The following is a 14,519-nucleotide window of genomic DNA, read 5'->3' on the forward strand; positions in this document are numbered from 1 at the left end:
GGGGCGTGCGGGGCGGTGCGCGGCCGGCGCGGGGCCGGTCAGTACAGGGTGTGGGCGCAGACGACCAGGGTGCGAAGCTCCACGTTGAGGTAGTTGCCGTGCGCCAGCAGCTCGGTGAGCTGGGCGAAGGTCAGCCAGGCGTAGTCCTCGGGGACCTCCTCGCGGAACTCCCCGGGCACCTCCACGATCGCGTACCGGTTCTCGGCGTGGTGGAAGCGGCCGCCCTCCTCGGACTGCACCGCGTCGTAGCGGAACCGCGCCTTCGGGGCGGCCAGCACATCGGCGAGGAAGGGCGGGTACGGTTCCGTGCCCGGCCCGGTGTGGTCGGCGGGGCGGCAGTGCACCGTCGGCGCCAGCTCGGCCACGTTCAGGTGCCCGACGTCCACGCGGGCCTGCACCAGGGCGTGCAGCACCCCGTTGATCCGCTTGACGACCAGGGCCATCAGCCCCGGCACCTGCGGCTGGATCAGCGGCTGCGTCCAGGAGGCCACCTCGCGGGCGCTCGCCGAGATGTCCGCCCCGATCACCCGGAAGCGCCGCCCGGAGGCGTGGCCGATCTCCTCGCCGGTCCACACCCAGCCGTCCTCCGCGACCTCGTTCAACGGCACCCGCCGCTGGTTCAGCTCGCGCAGCGCCCGGATCCCGGTGAGCCAGCTGAGCACCTCGCCGGTGCCGTGGACGGACGGGGCCGACAGGTCGTGGAAGGAGCGCAGCAGCGGATCGGAGTCCACGCCCTCCGGCTCCGCGCCCGCCGTCGGCAGGCACGCCAGGATCGACCGGGTGTCCATGTTGACCACGTTGTCCAGCCGCAGCAGCCGCAGCAGCTGGCCGAAGGTCAGCCAACGGAAGCCCTCGCCGGTCTCGATGTCCTCGTCGATCTCGACGATCATGTTGCGGTTGCGTTTGGCGAGGAACCAGTCGGCCTGCTCGGACTGGAGGGTGTCGACCAGCACCCGGGCCCGCCCCCGCTCCAGGAACAGGTCCAGGAAGGGGACCCCGCGGCCCTGGTGCGCCCCCGTGAAGTTGCTGCGCGTGGCCTGCACGGTGGGGGAGAGCTGGAGCATGTTGATATTGCCCGGCTCCATCTTGGCCTGCATCAGGAAGTGCAGCACGCCGTCGATCTCCCGGGCCACGATGCCCAGCATCCCGACCTCGGGCTGCACGATGATCGGCTGCTTCCAGCCGCGCTCCGGCAGCCCGTCCGCGTGCACGTGCAGGCCCTCCACGGCGAAGAACCGGCCCGACTCGTGGCGCAGGTTGCCGCCGTCCCCGTCGAAGTACCAGCCCCGCAGCGAGGCGAACGGCACCCGGGTGACCCGGAAGTCGCCCTCGCGGGCCTGGTCGGCCAGCCAGCCCGGCACCCGGTCCACGGGCATGGCCGCGCTGTCGGGGGTACGGGCCGACAGCAGCAGGCGGCGCGCGGTGTCCGTGCGCTCTGCGGCCCGGGCCGCGGTGTCAGCGGGCATCGTCCAGCGCCTCCTCGATGATGTGGCAGACGGATTCGGAGCGCTCGTTGAGGAAGAAGTGCCCGCCCGGCAGCACGTGCAGCCCGACGGGGCCGGCGGCCTCCTCGGACCAGCGCTGCGCGTCGGCCACGGACACGTTCGGGTCGCGGTCCCCGGTGAGCACGGTCACCGGCACGGTGAGCGGGGCCCCGGGCCGGTGCCGGTAGGCGCCCGCCATCCCGTAGTCGTTGCGCAGGGCGGGCAGCACCAGCCGGAGCAGCTCCTCGTCCTGGAGCAGGGCCGGATCGGTGCCCTGGAGGGCGGCGATCCGGGCGATCAGCGCCCGGTCGTCCAGCAGGTGGGCGGTGTCCGTCCGCGGTACGGACGGTGCGCGGCGGCCCGAGAGGAAGAGGTGCGCGGGCCGCTCCCCGTACGCGTCCAGCCGGCGGGCGGTCTCGTAGGCGAGGGTGGCGCCCAGGCTGTGCCCGAAGAGGGCGAACCGGCCGCCCGTCCACCGCCGCAGCTCCGGCAGCACGGCCGTCACCAGGGCGTCGACGCTGCGGATGAAGGGTTCCCCGCGGCGGTCCTGCCGGCCCGGGTACTGGACGGCGAGCACCTCGATGCCGACGGCGGCGAGGGCGGTGGCGAAGCCCAGGTAGGCGGTGGCCGAACCGCCGGCGTGCGGGAAGCACACCAGCCGCGCGGACGGGTCCGCGAGGGGCCGGTAGCGGCGCAGCCACACGTCGGCGGTGCCGGGCGCGGCGGGGGCGGAGGGGGCGGCGGCGGTGGCGGTCACGACCGGACCAGCTCCCCGGCCGCGGGCGCGTACCGCGGCAGCCGGCCGGAGGCCACGACCTGGGCGAGGGAGGGCGCGGCGGCGTCCTTGGCCGAGCGTACGGGCGGCTCCGCGAGCTCCCACGGCAGGCCCAGCTCGGGGTCCAGGGCGTCGAGGTCCACCATCGCCCCGGGCACGTACTCGCGGGACAGCAGGTAGTTGACGCAGGTGCCGTCCTCCAGGGCGAGGAAGGCGTGCCCGATGCTGCCGGGCATGTAGAGGGCGATCCCGTCCTGCGCGGACAGCCGGGTGACGGCGTACCTGCCGAAGGTCGGCGAGCCGGCCCGCAGGTCGACCATCACGTCGAGGATCGAGCCCCGGATGCAGGTCACCAGCTTGCCCGCGTCCGGCGGCACGTCGTTGCAGTGCACCCCGCGCAGCACCCCGCGCCGCGACACCGAGTTGTTGACCTGGCGCACCTCGAAGGGCAGCCCGGTCGCCGCCGTCAGCTCGCTGTGCTTGGCGGCCTCGTAGAAGTAGCCGCGCTCGTCCTCGAACCGCTCCGGCAGCAGCCGGTACGTGCCGGGGACCGCGGTCTCGTCAATGCGCACGGGCACCTGCCGGCTGCGCTGCCGCACCCTGCGGTCCGGCCTGCTCCTGCGCCTGCGCCTGCTGAGGCAGTGCGGCGCGCTCCTTCAGCGGTTCCCACCAGGCGCGGTTGTCCCGGTACCAGGCCACCGTGGCGGCCAGGCCCTCGGCGAAGGGGACCTGCGGCTCGTAGCCCAGCTCGCGGGAGATCTTCGAGATGTCCACCGAGTAGCGGCGGTCGTGCGCGGCCCGGTCGGCTACCTCCCGCACCGCCGACCAGTCGCGGCCGCACAGCTCCAGCAGCCGCCCGGTCAGCTCGCGGTTGGTCAGCTCGGTGCCGCCGCCGATGTTGTAGACCTCGCCGGGCCGGCCCTTCGCGGCGACCAGGGCGATGCCCCGGCAGTGGTCGTCCACGTGCAGCCAGTCGCGGCTGTTGAGCCCGTCCCCGTACAGCGGCACGTCGAGGCCGTCGACCAGGTTGGTGGTGAACAGCGGGATGGCCTTCTCCGGGAACTGGTACGGCCCGTAGTTGTTGGAGCAGCGCGTCACGCACACCTCCAGCCCGTGGGTGCGGTGGAAGGCCAGCGCGATCAGGTCCGAGGAGGCCTTCGAGGCCGCGTACGGGGAGTTCGGCAGCAGCGGGTGCTCCTCGGGCCAGGAGCCCGTGTCGATGGACCCGTACACCTCGTCCGTGGAGACGTGCACGAACCGCCCCACCCCGGCCGCGACGGCCGCCTGGAGGAGGGTCTGCGTGCCGAGCACGTTGGTGCGGACGAACTCCGAGGCGTCGGCGATCGAGCGGTCCACGTGCGATTCGGCCGCGAAGTGCACCACCAGGCCGGTGCCGGCCATCAGCCGCCCGACCAGCTCCCCGTCGCAGATGTCCCCGTGGACGAACTCCAGGCCGGGGTGCTCGCGGACCGGGTCGAGATTGGCCCGGTTGCCGGCGTAGGTGAGGGCGTCCAGCACCACCACCTCGGACGCCCCGAGGTCCGGATAGGCCCCGGACAGCAGCTCTCTGACGAAGTGCGAGCCGATGAAGCCCGCACCTCCGGTCACCAGGACACGCATCTCCAACAGGCCTTTCCAAGAGGGGTACGGGGCGGTGGGTACGGGTGGTCGGGCGGCCGGGGGCTCAGGCCGCCGGGGAGTCGGCGGCCGGCCCCTCCGCGGCGGCCCGGCGGGCGATCTCCCGGACGTAGTCGCCGTAGCCGGAGGCGCCCAGGTCGCTGCCGAGGGCGAAGCACTGCTCCGGGCCGATGAAGCCCATCCGCAGGGCGATCTCCTCCACGCACGCGATCCGCTCGCCCTGCCGCTGCTCCAGCAGCTGCACGTACTGCCCGGCCTGCAGCAGCGAGTCGTGGGTGCCCATGTCCAGCCAGGCGAACCCGCGGCCCAGCGTGTTCAGCCGGGCCCGGCCCTGGGCCAGGTACTCCCGGTTGACGTCGGTGATCTCCAGCTCGCCGCGCGCCGAGGGGGTCAGCCCGCGGGCGATGTCCACCACGTCGCTGTCGTACAGGTACAGGCCGGTCACCGCGAGGTTGGAGCGCGGTTTGACCGGCTTCTCCACCAGGGACAGCAGCCGGCCCTCGGCGTCGACCTCGCCGACCCCGTAGCGCTGCGGGTCGTTGACGGGGTAGCCGAACAGCTCGCAGCCGTCGAGGCGGGCCGCGGCCTGCGCGATCAGCTTCGAGAAGCCGGGGCCGTGGAAGACGTTGTCCCCGAGGATCAGCGCGACCGGGCTGCCGTCGATGTGCTCCTCGCCGATCAGGAAGGCCTCCGCGATCCCGCGGGGTTCCTCCTGCTGCGCGTAGTCCAGCCTGATGCCGAGCTGCGAGCCGTCGCCGAACAGGGCCCGGAACATGTCCAGGTGGTTCTTCGAGGAGATGATCTGGATGTCGCGGATGCCCGCCAGCATCAGCACCGACAGCGGGTAGTAGATCATCGGCTTGTCGTACACCGGCAGCATCTGCTTCGACAGGGCGCCCGTCAGCGGGCGCAGCCGGGTGCCGCTGCCGCCGGCCAGGATGATGCCCTTCATCGGGGGGCGGGCCGTGCCGCCCCCGCCCAGGGCCGTGAGGGTCGGGATCTTCGGGACGTTCGACACGTTCTGTACGTCAGACACAGAAGTCCTCCGTGGCGTTGCGGACCGCCTCGATGACGGCCTCCGCGTCCTGCGCGGTCAGCTGCGGTCCCATCGGCAGGCTCAGCACCTCGGCCGCCAGCCGCTCGGAGCGGGGCAGCGGCGGGAGGGCGGCGCCCGCGTAGGCACCGGACCGGTGGACGGCGACCGGGTAGTGGATCAGGTTCTCCACCCCGGCGGCGGTCAGGGACCGCTGGAGCTGCGCGCGGTGCGCGGTGCGCAGCACGTACTGGTGCCACACCGGCTCCGCCCAGGACCGGACGGACGGCACGCGGACCCCCGGCAGCCCGGCCAGGCCCTGCGCGTACCGCGCGGCGATCTCGTCGCGCCGGGCGTTCCAGGCGTCGAGGTACGGCAGTTTCACGCGCAGCGCCGCCGCCTGGATCTCGTCCAGCCGCGAGTTCGTGCCCCGCACGTCGTGCTGGTACTTCACCCGGGAACCGTAGTTGCGCAGCAGCCGGATCCGCGCGGCCAGCTCCGGATCGGAGGTGACCACGGCCCCGCCGTCGCCCAGCGCGCCCAGGTTCTTGCCCGGGTAGAAGCTGAAGGCGGCCGCGTACCGCGAGCCGATCCGGCCGCCCTTGTAGCGGGCCCCGTGCGCCTGGGCCGCGTCCTCGACCACCGGGATGCCCCGGGGCGCGGTGACGGCCTCGACCGCATCGAGGTCCACGGGGTGCCCGTACGTGTGCACGGGCATGACGGCCCTCGTCCGCGGGGTGATCGCGGCCTCCAGGCGGTCGGGGTCGATCAGGTACGAGCCGGCCTCCGGCTCCACCGGGACCGGCACGGCCCCGGTGGCCGAAACCGCGAGCCAGGTCGCGATGTACGTGTGCCCGGGGACGACCACCTCGTCGCCCTCGCCGACGCCCAGCGCCCGGAGGGTCAGCTCCAGGGCGTCCAGACCGCTGCCCACACCGACGCAGTGCGCGCCGCCGCAGTACCGGGCGTACTCCTCCTCGAAGGCCTCCAGCTCGGGGCCCAGGAGGTAGCGGCCCGAGCGCGACACCCGCAGCACGGCGGCGTCGATCTCGGCCTGCACCCCGTCCAGCGCGTGCAGTTCCCGCAGGTCGTGGAAGGGTACGCGGGTACCGCGCGCCACGGTCGGAGCCGTCACAGTCCCCTCCTCGCGTCCTGAAGGAACTCCTCGTAGTCGCGGTAGTAGTCCGCCTCGTCGTAGTGCAGCGAGGCCAGGACCACGCTGACCGCGCCCTCCGAGAAGTCGCTCAGGTTCCGCCACACCATCGGCCCTATGTACAGGCCCTTGCCGGCGTCGTCGAGCCGGTACTCGGCCTGGTTGACCCCGTCGTCCACGGTGATCGTGAAACTGCCGTGGACGGCGATGATGAGCTGCTCCAGCGCCCGGTGGGCGTGCCCGCCGCGGGAGGAGCCGGTGTCCAGGTCGTGCAGGTAGTACACCCGCTGGATCGGGAAGCCCGCCGTCCACTCGGACTCGACGACGGACAGGTTGCCCCGTGCGTCGTTGTGCTGCTCCAACTCGATGAAGGTGCAGGGTTTGAACCTGCCGACCTTCGGTTCTGTGGTGATGCCCACCGACATGCGATCGCGCTCCCTGGTTGCCCTGTCCGGCCGCTGCCTCAGGCGCGGCTGGTTCAGCCGCGGACGACGGAGACGGGGAGATGACGGGCGGTCAGCTGATCCGCCTCGTAGAACTCCGCCTTGTCGAGGTCGACCTTGAACGACGAGAAGGCGTCGAAGGCCAGGTTGAGGAACACCTTCGCCTCCATGCGCGCCAGGAAGGCGCCGAGGCAGTGGTGGATGCCGTGGCCGAAGGCCATGTGCTTGTTCGCGGTCCGGCGGATGTCGAAGGTGTCCGGGTCCGGGAACTGGTTCGCGTCGCGGTTGGCGGAGGCGCTCCACGCCGTCACCATCTGGCCGGCCTTCATCGGGACGCCGAGGATCTCGGTGTCCTCCTTCACCAGGCGGAAGATGTTGTTGAACGGGCTGCGGTAGCGCAGGGTCTCCTCGACCGCACCCGGGATCAGCGAGCGGTCGGCCCGCAGCTCGGCCTGCGCCTGCGGGTTCTGGTCCAGCACGATGAACAGGTTGCTCAGCAGCGTGGCGCTGGAGATGTGGCCCGCCGTCAGCAGCAGCGCCACGATGTTGACGATCTCCTCGTCGGTGAGGCGGCGGCCGTCGACCTCCGACTCGATGAGCCCGCTCATCAGGTCGTCCGAGGGCTCCGCGCGCTTCTCCGCGATCTTCGCGTACAGGTACGCCGCCCACTCCTTGATGGCCGGGCCCATCGTCTCCGCGAAGTCGTCCGGGAGGTTCGGGTACTCCATGCCCTCGTTGTTGAGGATGACGTCGACCCACTCGCGGAACAGGTCCTGGTCCGAGGCCGGCACGCCCAGCAGCTCGGCGATCACCGTCACCGGCAGCGGGTACGCCAGGTCCGTGACCGCGTCGATCTCGGTCCGGTCGCCCAGGTCCGCCAGCAGGGTGCGGGTGATCTCCTCGATGCGCGGCTCCAGCGCGGCCATCCGGCGCGGGGTGAACGCCTGGCTCACCAGCTTGCGCAGCGGGCCGTGCTTCGGCGGGTCGATGCCGCCGAAGGTGCCCGGACCCATCAGGAGCGCCAGCTCCTCCGGCACCGGGAAGACCGGCGAGAAGTCCGAGGAGAAGATCTGCGGGTTCGTCGAGACCGTGTTGTAGTCCTCGTACGTGAACACCTGCCAGGCGTAGCGCGTCGAGTCGTAGAAGACCGGGGCCTCGGCGCGGCCGCGGGCGAACCAGGCCAGCAGCTCCTCGGCGCCCGCCCCGGCGGGCTGCGCCAGCGGGTGCGGCGCCTCCTCGGCTTCGGCCGCGGCGGCCTCGGCCTCGGCGATGGCTTCCACGGCCGCGGAGTCCGCGGCCTCGGCGATCTGTGTCGTCATGTTCGGCTTCCTCAGCTGGAGTTCGGCAAGAAGTCAGGGGGGCGGGGGCAGGGGCGGGCGCGCGCCGCTCAGGCGGCGGCCGGCACCAGCAGCAGCTCGATCGCGTCGGCGGCCGCACCCGGGCCGCCCGCGGACGCGATCTCCTGCCGCAGCCACGCCACCTTCGAGGCGACGGACCCGTCGGCGGCCAGGGCGAGCACCGTCTCGCGGACCTTCTCCGGGGAGACGTCCTTGCGCAGGATCTTCGCGCCCACGCCCAGCTGCTCCACCCGGGTCGCGGTCGCGTGCAGCTCCGCCATCTGCGGGACCGAGATCACCGGGATGCCCTCGGAGACGGCCTGGAGCACGGTGCTCGTACCGCCGTGGTTGATCATCAGCGACGCGTGCTTGAGCACCGCGCCCTGCGGGACGAACGAGTGCACCTGCACGTTCGGCGGCAGCTCGCCGAGCCCGCCCTCCGCGACCCCGCCGGCGTGCGCGATCACCACGTCCCAGTCGAGCTCCGCGAAGGCGTCCACGCAGGCCCGGAAGAACTCCGGCTGCTTGTTGTACAGGGTGCCCAGGCTGACCAGCGCCAGCGGACGGCCCGTACCCGGAGCCTCCCACTCGCCGTGGAAGCTGTTGTCGCTCGTGCACGGGCCGACGAAGTTGACCTCCTCGCCGAAGGTCTCGCCCGCGTACTGGAACGCCCGCGGCAGGTACACCAGCGCCGGACCCGAGTGCACGTCCTGCGCGAACTCCCCGATGCTCTTCTCGACACCGTGCTCCGCCAGCAGCCCGGCGACGATCCCGAACAGCTCCCCGGTCTCCGGGTCCTGCTGCTGCTCCTCCGCCGTGTCCACCGGCGGGTGCAGGGACCAGTGCTCGTTGGCCACGTACGTCGGCGTGCTGCGGATCACCGGCACGCCCCACTTCGCCGCGAGGATCGCACCGCTCCAGAAGGAGGACGGGTCGCACACGAACACGTCGGGCCGGTCGCCCTCCGCGCCGAAGTGCTCCTCGAACACCGGAAGCGTCTGCTGGGTGAGCTCCAGCATCCACTTCATCATGTTCACGAACTCCTGCTGGTCCGTGTACTCCGCGGAGTCCTGCTGCGGCACCATCGTGGCCAGGAAGCGGTCCTGGTCCATCGGGTACGACAGGAACTCCGCCCCCGCCGCGAGCACCCGCTCGCCGTAGTTCTCGGACAGGGCGTAGCTGACCCGGTGGCCGCGAGCGACGAGCTCACGCGCGACGGACAGCGTCGGATTGACGTGGCCGGCCGCGGGGAGGATGAAGAAGGCGATATGCGCCATCGAGGCAGCCTTTCGAGGCAAAATGGATACGGCTTGTCGATGCAACGGAAATTACGGGCAGCCCTTTGTACGGCGCAAGGGTGTACTTGACACAGTCGCCCGCAGTTCTCCAGTGTGGACCGGCGGCATAGCGCAGGGCTCAACCCCCTGTCGTACGCCGCTCGCACGCCACTACACCGCGACTTGAATTTCCCGCCCAATTCGCGACGACTTGACACACTCGAAAAACGCGCCGGTGGCAACGGTGCGCTGCTGCTGTTGGGTGTCAGGGTCCGCGTACAGAGGAGATTCAGTCATGACCTGCCCTCATGCCGCCGCCGGATCCGTCCGGGCGTATCCGTTCGGCGACCGAGTAGACCTCGTGCTCGACCCCGCGTACGCCGAGCTCCGCTCCGGTGAGCCCGTGGCGCGGGTGCGCATGCCCTACGGCGGCGAGGCGTGGCTCCTGACCCGGCACGCGGACGTCAAGAAGGCCTCCGCCGACCCCCGCCTCAGCATGCACGCGGGCGCCGACAAGGACGTGCCCCGCGCCGCCCCCCGCGGCCTCGACTCCGTCGGCCTGATGGGGATGCCCCCCGAGGCCCACGCCCGGCTGCGCCGCCTCGTCTCCCGCGCCTTCACCGCCCGCCGCGTCGCCGCCATGCGCCCCCGCATCGCCGAGATCACCCACGCCCTCGTGGACGACCTCGTCGCCGACGGCGGCCCCGCCGACCTCGTCGAGAAGCTCGCCCTGCCCCTGCCCACCTCGGTGATCTGCGAGATGCTCGGCATCCCCCACGAGGACCAGCACATCTTCCGGACCTTCACCGAGGCCCTGATGTCCGCCAGCCGCTACACCGAGGAGCAGGTCGGCCAGGCCGCCGAGGACTACGCCGACTACCTGCGCGGATACGTGGCCAAGCGGCGCGCCCAGCCCGAGGACGACCTCCTCAGCGCCCTCATCGAGGCCCACGACGAGGGCGAGCAGCTCAGCGAGAACGAACTGCTCATGCTCACCGGCGGCATGCTCATCGGCGGCCACGAGACCACCGCCAGCCAGATCGCCGGCCACGTCCTCGTCCTCCTCCAGGACCGCAGCCGCTACGAACAGCTGTGCGCCCGCCCCGAGCTGGTCCCCGCCGCCGTCGAGGAACTGCTGCGCGTCGTCCCGCTGTGGAACAGCGTCGGCCCCACCCGCGTCGCCACCGAGGACCTCGAGATCGGCGGCGTCACCATCCGCGCCGGCGAGGCCGTCGTCTACTCCCTCTCCTCCGCCAACCGCGACGAGGCCGTCTTCGGGGACGCCGCCGGCGTCGTCCTCGACCGCGAGCCCAACCAGCACCTCGCCTTCGGCCAGGGGCCGCACTTCTGCCTCGGCGCCCCGCTGGCCCGCGCCGAACTCCAGTGCGCCCTGGAGGCCCTCACCACCCGCCTGCCCGGACTGCGCCTGGCCGGCCCCGCCGAGGACCTCGACTGGCACCGCGACATGCTCGTCCGCGGACTCGTGGAGCTCCCCGTCACCTGGTGACGCACCTCGGCGGCCGGCCCTCCGCGGCCGCCCGGCCGGAATGTCCGGCCCCTTCAAACTTCTGCTGTGGATTTTCCGCACCTCATCTCTGGCTATGGAGAATTAATGACCCCCAAGACCGGTGAGCAGCGCGTGGGTGACAACGACATAGCCGTCGTGGGAATGGCGTGCCGACTGCCCGGAGCCGAAACGCCCGAGGAATTCTGGCAACTCCTGCGCAGCGGCGGCAACGCCGTGACCCGGCAGGAGGACGGCACCTGGCGCGCCGCCCTCGAAAACCACGGGGAATTCGACGCCGAATTCTTCGGGATGAGCCCCGCCCAGGCCGCGGCCACCGATCCCCAGCAGCGCCTCGTACTCGAACTCGGCTGGGAGGCCCTGGAGCACGCAGGGATCGTCCCCGGCCGGCTCACCGGCACCCGCACCGCCGTCTACGTCGGCGTGGCCTCCGACGACTACGCCGCCCTCGCGCACGGCGCGGGCGCCACCGGCGGCTACAGCGCCGCCGGCCTGCACCGGGCCATGACCGCCAACCGGCTCTCGTACCACCTCGGGCTCCGCGGCCCCAGCATGGCCGTGGACACCGCCCAGTCCTCCTCGCTCGTCGCCGTCCACCTCGCCTGCGAGAGCCTGCGCAGTGGCGAGAGCGACCTCGCGCTCGTCGCCGGCGTCAACCTCATCCTGGCCCCGCACAGCACCACCACCATGGAGCTGATGGGAGCCCTCTCCCCGGACGGCCGCTGCCACACCTTCGACGCCCGCGCCAACGGCTACGTACGCGGCGAGGGCGGCGTCTCCGTCGTCCTCAAGCCGCTCCGGCAGGCCCTCGCCGACGGCGACCGCGTCCACTGCGTCATCAAGGGCGGGGCCGTCAACAACGACGGCGGCGGCCCCAGCCTCACCACCCCGCACCAGGCCGCCCAGGAGGCCGTGCTCCGCGAGGCCTACGAGCGCTCCGGGGTCCGCCCCGGGGACGTCCGGTACGTCGAACTCCACGGCACCGGCACCCGCGCCGGCGACCCCGTCGAGGCCGCCGCCCTCGGCGCCGTGCTCGGCGCGGCCCGCACCCCCGGCGCCGCCCCCCTCGCCGTCGGCTCCGCCAAGACCAACATCGGCCACCTCGAGGGCGCCGCCGGCATCGTCGGCCTGCTCAAGGCCGCGCTCGCCGTCCGCGAGGGCGAGCTCCCGCCCAGCCTCAACTACGCCACCCCCAACCCGGACATCCCCTTCGGGGAGCTCAACCTCGGCGTCCAGACCGCCCTGGAGCCCTGGGGCCCGCAGGACCCGCAGCAGACCGGCGGGGCCGAGCCGCCGCGCCGGGCCGGAGTCTCCTCCTTCGGCATGGGCGGCACCAACGCCCACCTGGTCCTGGAGCAGGCCCCCGCCGCGGACCGCACCGACCGGGACCCGGAGCCCGCGCGCACCCTGCCCGTCCTGCCCCTCGTCGTCACGGGCCGCACCGCGGAGGGCCTGCGCGACCAGGCCGCCCGGCTCAGCGCCCGCATCGAGCACGGCCCCCAGGACGCGCCCGAGCAGGACCTCCTCGACACGGCCTGGACCCAGGCCGCCGCCCGTACCGTGTTCGCCCACCGCGCCGTGGTCCTCGCCGCCGACCGCGAAGAGCTCCTGGCCCGACTGGAGCGCTCCGCCGTCCACGGGGTCGCGGGCGAGACCGGCCGCCGCGCGCTGGTGTTCCCGGGGCAGGGCACGCAGTGGGTCGGGATGGGCGCGGGGCTCCTGGAGTCCTCGCCGGTCTTCGCGGCGCGGCTGCGGGAGTGCGCGGATGCGCTGGCTCCGTTCGTGGACTTCGACGTTGTGGAGGTCGTACGGGAGGGCCGCTCGCTGGACCGTGTGGACGTGGTCCAGCCGGTGACCTGGGCCGTGATGGTCTCCCTTGCGGAGCTGTGGCGCTCCCTCGGGGTGGTCCCCGATGCGGTGGTCGGCCACTCGCAGGGCGAGATCGCGGCTGCTGCGGTCTCGGGGGCGCTGTCGCTTGAGGACGCCGCCCGGGTCGTGGCCCTGCGGGCTGCGGTCATCGGCCGGGAGCTCGCCGGTCTCGGGGGGATGGCCTCAATTCCCCTTCCACGTAAGGCAGTTGAGGAGCGGCTGTCGGCCCCCGAGTGGGCCGGTCGGCTGAGCGTGGCCGCGGTCAACGGGCCGTCCAGCACGGTCGTGGCGGGTGACGCGGACGCGATCGTGGAGATCGTGGCCGCGTACCAGGCGGAGGAGGTCCGGGCCCGTCAGGTGCCGGTGGACTACGCCTCGCACTCCGCGCACGTGGAGCGCATCGAGGCCGAGCTGCTGGACGTACTCGCCCCGATCGCCCCGCGCCGCTCGGAGATCCCCTTCTACTCCACGGTGACCGGCGAACTTGCCGACACCACCACGCTCGACGCCTCGTACTGGTACCGCAACCTCCGCCAGACCGTCCGCTTCGAGGACACGGCCCACCGCCTCCTCGCCGACGGGTTCGCCACCTTCGTCGAGTCCAGCGCGCACCCCGTCCTCGGCATCGGCATCCAGGAGACCGCCGAGGCCGCCGGCCTCGACGTGCTCACGGCCGGTTCGCTGCGGCGCAAGGAGGGCGGGCTGGAGCGGTTCCTGACCTCCGCCGCCGAGCTGTTCGTCCGCGGTGTCGACATCGACTGGGCCACCGTCTTCGAGGGCACCGGCGCCCGCCTGGCCGACCTGCCCACGTACGCCTTCCAGCGCACCCGCCACTGGCTTACCGCCGACGGCTCCGCCGACCAGGCCCCGGCCCCCGCAGCCGCCGACGAGACCCTGCTCAGCCGTGAACTGCGCGGCCGCTCCGCGGACGAACAGCTCGACTACGTGCTGGAACTGGTCCGCGTCCACGCCGCCGCCGTCCGCGGCCAGGCCACCGGCGACTCCGTCGAGCCCGAGAAGACCTTCAAGCAGCAGGGCTTCGAGTCCGTCAACGGCATCGAGCTGCGCAACCGCCTGCGGGCCGCGACCGGCCTGCGCCTGCCCACCACCCTGATCTACGACTGCCCGACCCCGCTGGCCGTCGCCCTCCTGATCCGCGACGCGGCCGCCGAGGCCGCCGCCGCGGCCCCGGCCGCGCAGCCCGCCGCCCCGGCACCGGCTGCGGTGCCCGCCCGCCGTGCGCCCTCGGCCCCCGACCAGGACGGGGACGCCGTCGCGATCGTGGGGATGGCGTGCCGTTTCCCGGGCGGGGTGGGTTCGCCGGAGGGCTTGTGGGAGCTGGTGTCCTCGGGGGCGGATGCGGTGTCTCCGTTCCCGGGTGACCGTGGTTGGGACGTGGAGGGCCTGTTTGATCCGGAGCCGGGTGTTCCGGGGCGTTCGTATGTGCGTGAGGGCGGTTTCCTGCACGGTGCGGGCGAGTTCGACGCGGGGTTCTTCGGTATTTCGCCGCGTGAGGCGGTGGCGATGGATCCGCAGCAGCGGCTGCTGCTGGAGACCTCGTGGGAGGCGCTGGAGCGGGCGGGTATCCCGGCTACCTCGCTGAAGGGCTCCCGCACCGGAGTCTTCGTCGGCGCCATGACCCAGGAGTACGGCCCCCGCCTCTACGAGAACGCCCAGGGCTACGAGGGCTACCTCCTCACCGGCAACACGGCCAGCGTCATGTCCGGCCGCATCTCCTACGCGCTGGGCCTCGAAGGCCCCGCCGTCACGGTCGACACCGCCTGCTCCTCCTCGCTCGTGGCCCTGCACCTCGCCGCCCAGGCCGTCCGCTCGGGCGAGTGCGAACTCGCCCTGGCCGGCGGTGCCTCGGTGATGGCGAGCCCGGGGATGTTCGTGGAGTTCTCGCAGCAGCGGGGGCTTGCGGCGGACGGCCGGTGCAAGGCGTTCGCGGAGGGTGCGGACGGTACGGGCTGGGCGGAGGGCGT

The 14,519-nt window shown here is 72.6% G+C and carries 11 protein-coding genes; 2 read left to right on the forward strand and 9 right to left on the reverse strand.

All coding sequences use genetic code 11. The features are described 5' to 3' along the window. Positions 1-38: 38 nt before the first annotated feature. The 9 genes from ACZ7JZ_RS33645 to ACZ7JZ_RS33685 all read right to left on the reverse strand — a co-directional run bounded on the left by ACZ7JZ_RS33645 (position 39) and on the right by ACZ7JZ_RS33685 (position 9,140). Positions 39-1,466: an NDP-hexose 2,3-dehydratase family protein gene (locus tag ACZ7JZ_RS33645; protein ID WP_470946316.1), complete on the reverse strand. Its 1,428-nt coding sequence runs from the start codon at positions 1,464-1,466 to the stop codon at positions 39-41. Further along, positions 1,456-2,241 carry a thioesterase II family protein gene (locus ACZ7JZ_RS33650; RefSeq protein ID WP_470946318.1) on the reverse strand — a complete coding sequence of 262 codons (786 nt, stop codon included), beginning with the start codon at positions 2,239-2,241 and terminating at the stop codon, positions 1,456-1,458. Before ACZ7JZ_RS33650 ends, ACZ7JZ_RS33645 begins: the two co-directional genes overlap by 11 nt. Continuing rightward, positions 2,238-2,831, reverse strand: a complete 594-nt coding sequence (locus ACZ7JZ_RS33655; RefSeq protein ID WP_470946320.1) for a dTDP-4-dehydrorhamnose 3,5-epimerase family protein — start codon at positions 2,829-2,831, stop codon at positions 2,238-2,240. The genes ACZ7JZ_RS33650 and ACZ7JZ_RS33655 overlap by 4 nt, the downstream gene beginning before the upstream one ends. After that, entirely contained in the window at positions 2,821-3,879 is a 1,059-nt protein-coding gene (gene rfbB / locus ACZ7JZ_RS33660; protein WP_470946337.1) for a dTDP-glucose 4,6-dehydratase, read from the reverse strand. The genes ACZ7JZ_RS33655 and rfbB overlap by 11 nt, the downstream gene beginning before the upstream one ends. A 64-nt stretch (positions 3,880-3,943) precedes the next feature. Then, the gene (gene rfbA, locus ACZ7JZ_RS33665; protein ID WP_470946340.1) at positions 3,944-4,849 is read right to left on the reverse strand and encodes a glucose-1-phosphate thymidylyltransferase RfbA; all 906 of its coding nucleotides are present in this window, start codon (positions 4,847-4,849) and stop codon (positions 3,944-3,946) included. A gap of 76 nt (positions 4,850-4,925) precedes the next feature. Further along, the gene (locus ACZ7JZ_RS33670) at positions 4,926-6,065 is read right to left on the reverse strand and encodes a DegT/DnrJ/EryC1/StrS family aminotransferase (RefSeq protein ID WP_470946323.1); all 1,140 of its coding nucleotides are present in this window, start codon (positions 6,063-6,065) and stop codon (positions 4,926-4,928) included. Next, positions 6,062-6,508, reverse strand: coding sequence for a sugar 3,4-ketoisomerase (locus ACZ7JZ_RS33675; protein WP_470946325.1), 447 nt, complete (start codon positions 6,506-6,508; stop codon positions 6,062-6,064). The genes ACZ7JZ_RS33670 and ACZ7JZ_RS33675 overlap by 4 nt, the downstream gene beginning before the upstream one ends. A gap of 53 nt (positions 6,509-6,561) precedes the next feature. Further along, positions 6,562-7,845 carry a cytochrome P450 gene (locus ACZ7JZ_RS33680; RefSeq protein ID WP_470946327.1) on the reverse strand — a complete coding sequence of 428 codons (1,284 nt, stop codon included), beginning with the start codon at positions 7,843-7,845 and terminating at the stop codon, positions 6,562-6,564. Positions 7,846-7,913: 68 nt separating this feature from the next. Then, entirely contained in the window at positions 7,914-9,140 is a 1,227-nt protein-coding gene (locus tag ACZ7JZ_RS33685; protein WP_470946330.1) for a macrolide family glycosyltransferase, read from the reverse strand. 295 nt (positions 9,141-9,435) lie between these two features. Between ACZ7JZ_RS33685 and ACZ7JZ_RS33690 the strand changes: the two genes are divergently transcribed. Next, positions 9,436-10,647 carry a cytochrome P450 gene (locus ACZ7JZ_RS33690; RefSeq protein ID WP_470946332.1) on the forward strand — a complete coding sequence of 404 codons (1,212 nt, stop codon included), beginning with the start codon at positions 9,436-9,438 and terminating at the stop codon, positions 10,645-10,647. A gap of 105 nt (positions 10,648-10,752) precedes the next feature. After that, a partial coding sequence (locus tag ACZ7JZ_RS33695) for a type I polyketide synthase (protein WP_470946334.1) occupies positions 10,753-14,519 on the forward strand: 3,767 nt, incomplete at its 3' end.

This window comes from Streptomyces sp. NPDC038213 (genome assembly GCF_055600495.1).